The organism is Streptomyces spongiae, from assembly GCF_009377185.1.
Classification (GTDB): Bacteria; Actinomycetota; Actinomycetes; order Streptomycetales; family Streptomycetaceae; genus Streptomyces; species Streptomyces spongiae.
In genome coordinates this window covers 1-7,831 of the sequence record NZ_VJZC01000477.1, presented here as the reverse complement: position 1 = coordinate 7,831, position 7,831 = coordinate 1, and the positions used below count along the sequence as shown (strand labels likewise).

Genomic DNA, 7,831 nt, shown 5'->3' with positions numbered 1-7,831 from the left:
GGTTCGGGTGGCTGTGGGCGGCGTACGGGGTCAGTTCGTTCGGCACGTGGCTCGCGTTCGACGCGTTCCCCCTGATCGCGGTCCTGGTGCTGCACGCCGGGCCCACGCAGGTCTCGGCGCTCGCCGCCGCGGGGCTGGCCGTGGGGGCGGTGCTGGCGGTGTCGCTCGGCCCGTGGGTGGAGTCCCGTCGTAAACGGCCGGTGATGATCGCGATGGACCTGGTCCGGTTCGCGGCGCTGCTGAGCGTCCCCGCCGCGTTCGCACTGGGCCTGCTGAGCTTCGTCCAGCTCGTGGTCGTGTCGGTCGTGGTCGCCGCGGCCGACATCATCTTCAACGCGGCCGCCGGGGCGTGTCTGAAGGCACTCGTACCGCCGGAGGACCTACTCGTCGCGAACGGGCGGTTCGAGGCCACGGCCTGGACCACCACCATGCTCGGACCGCCCCTCGGCGGAGCGGCGATCGGGATGTTCGGCCCGGTGATGACCGTGGTGGCCAACGCGGTGAGCTACCTGCTCTCGGCGGTGGGGATCGGCGCGATCGGGGGCGGGGAGCCGCGCCCCGCACCCACCGGAAAGGTGCTTGAACAGGCGGACGGGCTTGAACAGTCCGACGGGCCTGAACAGTTGGACGGGCCTGAACAGGCGTCGCGCCCCCGCGTCGCCGACCTCCTCGACGGATGGCGGTACATCCTGACCGACCCCGCGCTGCGCCCGCTGTTCCTCAACACCGTGCTGGTCAGCGGCCTGATCATGGCGACCGCACCGCTCCTGGCCGTCCTCATGCTCGGCCACCTGGGGTTCGCGCCCTGGCAGTACGCGCTCGCCTTCTCGGCGCCCTGCATAGGCGGGCTGATCGGCTCGCGGCTGTCCCGTCGGCTCGTCACGCGGTTCGGGCAGCACAGGGTCATGCTCACCGCCGGGACGTTGCGCGCGTGCTGGTCGCTCGGGCTGGCCTTCGTCGGTCCCGGCACCCCGGGTCTCGTCCTCGTCATGGCCGTCGAGCTGGGGCTGATCACCTGTATGGGCGTGTTCAACCCGGTGTTCGCCACCCAGCGGCTGGAGCGGACACCGACGGAACGGGTCGCCCGCACGCTCACCGCGTGGTCGGTCACCAGCAAGGCCACCATCGCGTCCCTGACCGCCCTGTGGGGGGTGCTGGCCGCCCTCGTCGGCACCCGTACGGCCATCGGGACCGCGGGTGCCCTGCTCCTCGCCACTCCGCTCCTTCTGCTGCTCCTGCCGTCCGGCCACGGGCACGCACAGAGCCCCGCACGGCATCCGTACCGTACGGGGCTCTGAAGCGCGGGAAAGCCTGCGGGTTACGAGGCGGTCGATTCGGCTGGGCGGATCCACAGTCGCTGTCCGATGGCAGCGGCCTGCTGAACGATCCGGTTGACGGAGGCGGCGTCCACGACGGTGCTGTCCACGGGCGTGCCGTCGACGTCGTCGAGTCGCATGATTTCGAAGCGCATGGCTTCTCCCTTCGTCTGGTCATCCTCCTGAAGGAGAACTACTGGTGCTGGAGCGCGGGACGTTGCTGGCCCGTCTTCCCAAGGAAGTCAACGGGATGCGTGTTACAAACATTCCCTACGCTAAGGAAATTTTTCGAGAAGCTAATTACTCGCAGGTGAGCGGCTTGCCCGGAGCGAGTGCCACCGGGTGAAGAGGGCGCCGGGTGAAGAAGACTGATTGGGACCGGTTGTGTTCGCAGCGTGACCGCCGGGACAATGTATGCATATGAACGACGACGACCTCACGGCGCTCGGCGCCCGCATCGACCGCACGAACGAGCTGCTCCAGCGCATGCTCGCCGAGGTGGCGAAGACGCCCTCGACGCATGCGATCTTCGTCGACGCGGGCTACCTCTACGCGGCCGCGGGGCGGCTCGTCGCCGGAACGGAGGACCGGCGGTCCTTCGACCTGGACGCCGAGGGGCTCATCGACGCCCTCATCGACCGGGCACGCACGGTCTTCGCCGACAGCCGGCTGCTGAGGGTGTACTGGTACGACGGAGCGAGACGCCGCATCCACACGGCGGAGCAGCAGTCGATCGCGGAACTGCCGGACGTGAAGGTCCGGCTCGGCAACCTCAACGCGAACAACCAGCAGAAGGGCGTCGACTCCCTCATCCGGACCGACCTCGAGTCCCTGGCCCGCCACCGCGCCATCAGCGACGCGGCGCTCCTCGGCGGGGACGAGGACCTGGTGTCGGCGGTCGAGGCGGCCCAGGGCTACGGAGCGCGGGTCCATCTCTGGGGCATCGAGGCGCCCGAGGGCCGCAACCAGGCGGAGCCGCTGCTCTGGGAGGTCGACAGCCAGCGGACGCTCGACCTCGACTTCTTCAAGCCCTACGTGTCACGGCGGACCGCACCCACGTACGACGCCTCGACCGCCGCCCGCCCGACCCGTGAGGACGTCCGTTTCGTGGGCGCGCAGATCGCCGCGAAGTGGCTGGCGGCGCGGGGTCGGGAGACGGTGGCGGAACTGCTGCCCGGGCATCCGTATCTGCCGGGCTCGGTGGACCAGGACCTGCTCGTGGAGGCGGAAGGGCTGTTGCAGTACTCCCTGCGAGGACAGGCCGACCTGCGGCGGGCGCTGCGGGACGGCTTCTGGGAGCATCTGCAGGCGCAGTTCTAGCCAGTACTGCGGGGGTGCTGGAGCTGGGTGCCGTCCCAGAACTCGACGAACGCCCGGGCCGTCGCCTCCGGCCGGTCCGCGTTGGGTGAGTGCTCGGCTCCGTGGATGACGGTGCGGTGCGCGTGGAGCCGTACGGCCATGTCGTCGAGGAGGGGGACGGGCCAGGTGTCGTCGCGTTCGCCGGAGAGGACGTGGACGGGGAGCCGGAGCGCGGCCAGTTCGGCGACGCGGTCGGGTTCCGTGCAGAGCTGGCGGCCCGTGGCCAGGAGCTGGGCCGGGCTGTTGCCGAGCCAGCGGTGACGCAGGGCGGCACGGTCGTCCAGACCTTCGTCGAGCGCGGGCGTGTCCGTCTCCTCGGGGGGCTCCATGGCCTGGATGGCGTCCCACACCTGGGCCATGTCCATCACGGTGAGGGCGTCCCTCAGCAGCTTCACACGTTGCTGCTGCGAGACCGAGATCTGGGCCGGACCAGAGGACATGAGGGTGAGGGAGGCGAAGGGGGCCGGATCGAGGAGTACGGCCGCTCGCGCGATCTGACCGCCGAGTGAGTGGCCGACGAGGTGCACGGGGGTGTCGCTGACCGTGGCGACCTGGGCGAGGACGTCCTGCGCCAACTCGTCCTGGGCGTACGGGGCTTCGTCGTCCTTCGGCCCCGGGGTCTCGTACTGGCCCCGTCCGTCCACGGCGATGGTCCGGTAGCCGGCGTCCGCCAGGGGCTGGTGGAGGGCGATGAAGTCCTCCTTGCTGCCGGTGAACCCCGGAAGGAGCAGCACGGTGCCCTTCTCGGCCGTACCCGCCTCGATCACGGCGAATTCCCCGCGGGGGGTACGGAGACGGTGCGCTCGCGCTCCCGGGGGCGGGGCGAAGGTGGCGGGACGGCTCATGGGGCGAGGTTATACGGGGGCACATGCCGACCGGGGCTCGGCGAAGTGTGCGACCAGCCACAGCGGACGGAGAGGGACCACCCCACTCACCCGCGATGGCAACGCCGATGGCCGCCCCCGGAAACGCCGATGGCCCGGCCCACGGAAACGCCGATGGCCCGGCCCCCGGAAAGGAGGGCCGGGCCATCAGTCGGCTGCTGTCAAGCGGCAGCGATCACGCTTCCGGGGCCTCCGCGGCGACCGCGGCCTTCCGGGTACGTCGCCGGGGCTTCACCTCGGCCTCGTCGCCGGCCTGGGCCGGGACCGAAGGCTCGGCGGCGGCAGCCTTGCGGGTACGGCGCCGTGGCTTCGTCTCCGCGGGCTCCGTGGCCTGCTCCACCGCGTCCACCACCGGCTCGGCGGCAACCGCAGCCGTGGCCTTGCGGGTCCGGCGGCGGGGCTTGGCCTCGGGGGCCGCGTCCGACTGCGCCGGGATCTCGGCCTCGGGCGCGGCCACCGCCTTGCGGGTGCGGCGGCGGGGCTTGGCTTCCGTGGCTTCGGCTGTGTCCAGGGTGGTTTCGGCGGTGGCTTGGGCCGGTGCCTCGGTGGTGGCCGCGGTCTTGCGGGTGCGGCGGCGGGGCTTGGTCTCCGTGGCTTCAGCCGTGTCCAGGGCGGTTTCGGCCGGGACCGACGGTTCGGCGGCGGCAGCCTTGCGGGTACGGCGCCGTGGCTTCGTCTCCGCGGGCTCCGTGGCCTCCTCGGCCGTGTCCACCGCCGACTCGGCGGGAGCAGCGGCCGCGGCCTTGCGCGTACGGCGTCGCGGCTTGGTCTCCGCGGGCTCCGTGACCTCTGCGACCTCTGTGACCACCGTGGGCTCCGAGGGGGCCAGGGCCGTCTCCGTGGCCTCCACCGTGTCCACCACCGACTCGGCGGCAGTCGCGGCCACCGCCTTGCGGGTGCGGCGGCGTCGCGGCTTCGGGGCCTCTTCCAGGGCCTCGCTCGGCTCCGTCGGAGAAACCGCCTCGGTGGTCACCGGGGCGGCCGGTTCCCGCACGGCCTGCTGGTCCGCGGAGGCGCCGACGCGGGTGCGGCGACGGCGGCGCGGGGTACGAGGCTCCGAGCCGTCCGGGGTGGCTGCGGCGCCCGTCGAACCCGTGGCGTCCGTGAGGGCCTCGGAGGCCGGGGACTCCACCGGGGCACCGGCGCGCGTACGGCGGCGGCGCCGGGACGTACGGTCCGCACGCGCCGGACGGTCCTCCGAGGGGCGGGCGGGACGTGCCGCACGGCCGCGCGGGCCGCGGGCGCCGGTCTCGCCCAGGTCCTCCACTTCCTCGGCCTCCAGGCCCGCACGGGTGCGCTCGGACCGGGGGAGGACACCCTTGGTGCCCTCGGGGATGCGGAGCTCCTCGAACAGGTGCGGGGAGGTGGAGTAGGTCTCCGGCGGGTCGTTGAACGTGAGCTCCAGCGCCTTGTTGATCAGCTGCCAGCGCGGGATGTCGTCCCAGTCGACGAGCGTGATCGCCGTACCCGACGCGCCCGCGCGGCCCGTACGGCCGATGCGGTGCAGGTACGTCTTCTCGTCCTCGGGGGACTGGTAGTTGATGACGTGGGTGACGCCCTCGACGTCGATGCCGCGGGCCGCCACGTCGGTGCAGACGAGGACATCCACCTTGCCGTTGCGGAAGGCCCGCAGCGCCTGCTCGCGGGCGCCCTGGCCGAGGTCGCCGTGGACCGCGCCGGAGGCGAACCCGCGGCGCTGGAGCTGCTCGGCGATGTCCGCGGCCGTGCGCTTGGTGCGGCAGAAGACCATCGCCAGGCCGCGGCCCTCGGCCTGCAGTATGCGGGCGACCATCTCCGGCTTGTCCATGGAGTGGGCGCGGTAGACGTGCTGCGCCGTGTTCGCGACCGTCGCGCCGTGGTCGTCCGGAGCCGTGGCCCGGATGTGCGTGGGCTGCGACATGTAGCGACGGGCGAGACCGATGACCGCGCCCGGCATGGTGGCCGAGAAGAGCATGGTCTGGCGCCTGGCCGGAAGCATGTTGATGATCTTCTCGACGTCGGGCAGGAAGCCCAGGTCGAGCATCTCGTCGGCCTCGTCGAGCACCAGGCACCGTACGTGCTTCAGGTTGAGCTTCTTCTGGCCGGCGAGGTCCAGCAGACGGCCCGGCGTGCCGACGACCACGTCGACGCCGACCTTGAGCGCCTCCACCTGGGGCTCGTACGCCCGGCCGCCGTAGATGGCCAGGACGCGTACGTTACGGACCTTGCCCGCGGTCAGCAGGTCGTTCGTGACCTGGGTGCAGAGCTCGCGGGTGGGGACGACGACCAGTGCCTGCGGGGCGTCGGTGAGGTCCTCGGGCCGGGCGCGGCCGGCCTCGACGTCGGCGGGGACGGTGACGCGCTCGAGGAGCGGGAGGCCGAAGCCCAGCGTCTTGCCGGTGCCGGTCTTGGCCTGGCCGATGACGTCGGTGCCGGAGAGGGCGACCGGGAGTGTCATCTCCTGGATGGGGAAGGGGGTGGTGATGCCGACGGCTTCCAGGGCCTCGGCAGTCTCGGGAAGGATCCCGAGTTCTCGGAACGTAGTCAGGGTGCTGCCTCTTCTGTGTGGGCGGTGCGAGGCGAGCGCGGGGGTCGTGTCGGACCGTGCCAGGGGGACGTCGGCCGCCTCACGGGCTGACCGTGGGGCACGGGACCACTGCCGACGCTCTAGCGCTCGAACCGCTGAGGGTCCCTCCGGACTCCGTACGAACACTGCCGTACGACCCAGGAGGGCTGTCGGGTCGGAGCCGATCGGGCCACCGACCGGGCATCCTCATACGTGCGGCCCGTCGAATATTCGGCAGGCGCATTACCACCATACCCCGGAATCACGCACATGCGATGGCCGATTTGGTCACGTAGTCGTCGTCACAGTGATTGACCAGGGACTTACGGCGCACAGCGAGCGAGCTATTGTGCGCTGCATGACGACGTCTGACAAGCCTGACCACGCTGCCGACACCGCCACCGAGACCTCCGCCGACACCGCCGACACCGCCGAAACCGTCGAGACCGTCGAGCACACCGGGGTAGCCGCCCAGGACTGGGAGCGGGCCTCCACCGACCCGCAGTACCGCGCCGCGGTCGTGGACCTGCTCGGAGCGCTCGCGTACGGGGAACTGGCGGCGTTCGAGCGGCTCGCGGAGGACGCCAAGCTGGCGCCGACGCTGGCGGACAAGGCCGAGTTGGCCAAGATGGCGTCGGCGGAGTTCCACCACTACGAGAAGCTGCGCGACCGGCTCACCGAGATCGGCGAGGAGCCGACGCGGGCGATGGAGCCGTTCGTGGCCGCGCTCGACGGCTTCCACAAGCAGACGGCGCCCTCGGACTGGCTGGAGGGCCTGGTCAAGGCGTACGTCGGCGACTCGATCGCCAGCGACTTCTACCGTGAGGTCGCGGCCCGCCTCGACTCGGACACGCGCGGGCTGGTGCTCGCCGTGCTCGACGACACGGGGCACGGAGGCTTCGCCGTCGAGAAGGTGCGCGCAGCGATCGACGCGGACCCGCGCGTGGGCGGCCGGCTCGCGCTGTGGGCGCGGCGGCTGATGGGTGAGGCGCTGTCGCAGTCCCAGCGGGTGGTCGCCGACCGGGACGCGCTGTCGACGATGCTCGTCGGCGGGGTCGCGGACGGGTTCGACCTCGCCGAGGTCGGCAAGATGTTCTCGCGGATCACCGAGGCGCACACCAAGCGGATGGCTGCGTTGGGCCTCGCGGCCTGAGCGGGGTTCGCCCGAGCGCCGTGGGGGTTTGTGTGTGGGGGCGGCTGCGGGCTCGTTGTGGCTGGTCGCGCCCACGCGGCGGAGCCGCACATTGTGACAGCCCCGCGCCCCTGAAAAAACAGGGGCGCGACCTAAGCGGTCCCGGTTCTGCGGTCGGCGGCCGGCCTTACGCCGTCGCCGACCGGCGCCGAAATCGCTCCGCGGGGCGGAGCAGCAGGGACAGTGAGGCCACGGAGACGATCAGTGCGCCGGTGAGGACGACCAGCAGGTGCCCGGATCCCAGCGCGCTGTGGGTGAGGAACGCGCCGAAGAGCGCCCCGGCGGCACCGGTCGGCAGGACCAGCGTGCGGGACGGCAGGCGGTGCGGCAGCCGGTGAAGGGCCGCCCACGCCAGGGCGAGACCGAGCATCGCGGAGCCGAGCGCTTCCAAGAACATGATGGGTCCCTCCCGCACGGCATTGAGCAGATCGGTCTGTGCCCGTCTTACCCCTGACCTGCGGAAGGCAATCATCGTTTGTGGGGGAGATGTGCTCCGTCTGTGCGGTTCTGACTGCGGGCGGAGTAACGTCCGGGC

General features: G+C 71.6%; 7 protein-coding genes. 3 read left to right on the top strand and 4 right to left on the bottom strand.

Annotation, left to right across the window (positions count from 1 at the left end):
• A partial coding sequence (locus FNH08_RS38735; RefSeq protein WP_152776215.1) for an MFS transporter occupies positions 1 to 1,298 on the top strand: 1,298 nt, incomplete at its 5' end.
• A 20-nt stretch (positions 1,299 to 1,318) separates the two neighbouring features.
• Here the strand turns inward: FNH08_RS38735 and FNH08_RS38730 are convergent.
• The gene (locus FNH08_RS38730) at positions 1,319 to 1,471 is read right to left on the bottom strand and encodes a hypothetical protein (RefSeq protein WP_152776214.1); all 153 of its coding nucleotides are present in this window, start codon (positions 1,469 to 1,471) and stop codon (positions 1,319 to 1,321) included.
• Positions 1,472 to 1,730: 259 nt separating this feature from the next.
• On the opposite strand from FNH08_RS38730, the gene FNH08_RS38725 reads away from it, so the two are divergent.
• Complete coding sequence (locus FNH08_RS38725; RefSeq protein ID WP_152776213.1) at positions 1,731 to 2,636, top strand: NYN domain-containing protein; 906 nt, start codon at positions 1,731 to 1,733, stop codon at positions 2,634 to 2,636.
• Here FNH08_RS38725 and FNH08_RS38720 read toward each other — a convergent pair.
• Both FNH08_RS38720 and FNH08_RS38715 read right to left on the bottom strand, forming a co-directional pair.
• Entirely contained in the window at positions 2,633 to 3,520 is an 888-nt protein-coding gene (locus FNH08_RS38720) for an alpha/beta fold hydrolase (protein ID WP_152776212.1), read from the bottom strand. The two genes, FNH08_RS38725 and FNH08_RS38720, sit on opposite strands and share 4 nt — an antisense overlap.
• 214 nt (positions 3,521 to 3,734) lie before the next feature.
• The gene (locus FNH08_RS38715; RefSeq protein WP_228034621.1) at positions 3,735 to 5,996 is read right to left on the bottom strand and encodes a DEAD/DEAH box helicase; all 2,262 of its coding nucleotides are present in this window, start codon (positions 5,994 to 5,996) and stop codon (positions 3,735 to 3,737) included.
• A gap of 466 nt (positions 5,997 to 6,462) precedes the next feature.
• Between FNH08_RS38715 and FNH08_RS38710 the strand changes: the two genes are divergently transcribed.
• On the top strand, positions 6,463 to 7,257 hold the full coding sequence (locus FNH08_RS38710; protein WP_152776211.1) for a ferritin-like fold-containing protein: 795 nt from the start codon (positions 6,463 to 6,465) through the stop codon (positions 7,255 to 7,257).
• Positions 7,258 to 7,423: 166 nt separating this feature from the next.
• On the opposite strand, the gene FNH08_RS38705 is transcribed toward FNH08_RS38710, so the two are convergent.
• Positions 7,424 to 7,693, bottom strand: a complete 270-nt coding sequence (locus FNH08_RS38705; protein ID WP_152776210.1) for a hypothetical protein — start codon at positions 7,691 to 7,693, stop codon at positions 7,424 to 7,426.
• Positions 7,694 to 7,831: the final 138 nt, after the last annotated feature.

What these genes read in the sequence shown, in the direction of transcription:
- FNH08_RS38730 (WP_152776214.1), bottom strand. Translation starts at nt 1,471, where the DNA reads ATGCGCTTCGAAATCATGCGACTCGACGACGTCGACGGCACGCCCGTG.
- FNH08_RS38725 (WP_152776213.1), top strand. Translation starts at nt 1,731, where the DNA reads ATGCATATGAACGACGACGACCTCACGGCGCTCGGCGCCCGCATCGAC.
- FNH08_RS38720 (WP_152776212.1), bottom strand. Translation starts at nt 3,520, where the DNA reads ATGAGCCGTCCCGCCACCTTCGCCCCGCCCCCGGGAGCGCGAGCGCAC.
- FNH08_RS38715 (WP_228034621.1), bottom strand. Translation starts at nt 5,996, where the DNA reads ATGACACTCCCGGTCGCCCTCTCCGGCACCGACGTCATCGGCCAGGCC.
- FNH08_RS38710 (WP_152776211.1), top strand. Translation starts at nt 6,463, where the DNA reads ATGACGACGTCTGACAAGCCTGACCACGCTGCCGACACCGCCACCGAG.
- FNH08_RS38705 (WP_152776210.1), bottom strand. Translation starts at nt 7,693, where the DNA reads ATGTTCTTGGAAGCGCTCGGCTCCGCGATGCTCGGTCTCGCCCTGGCG.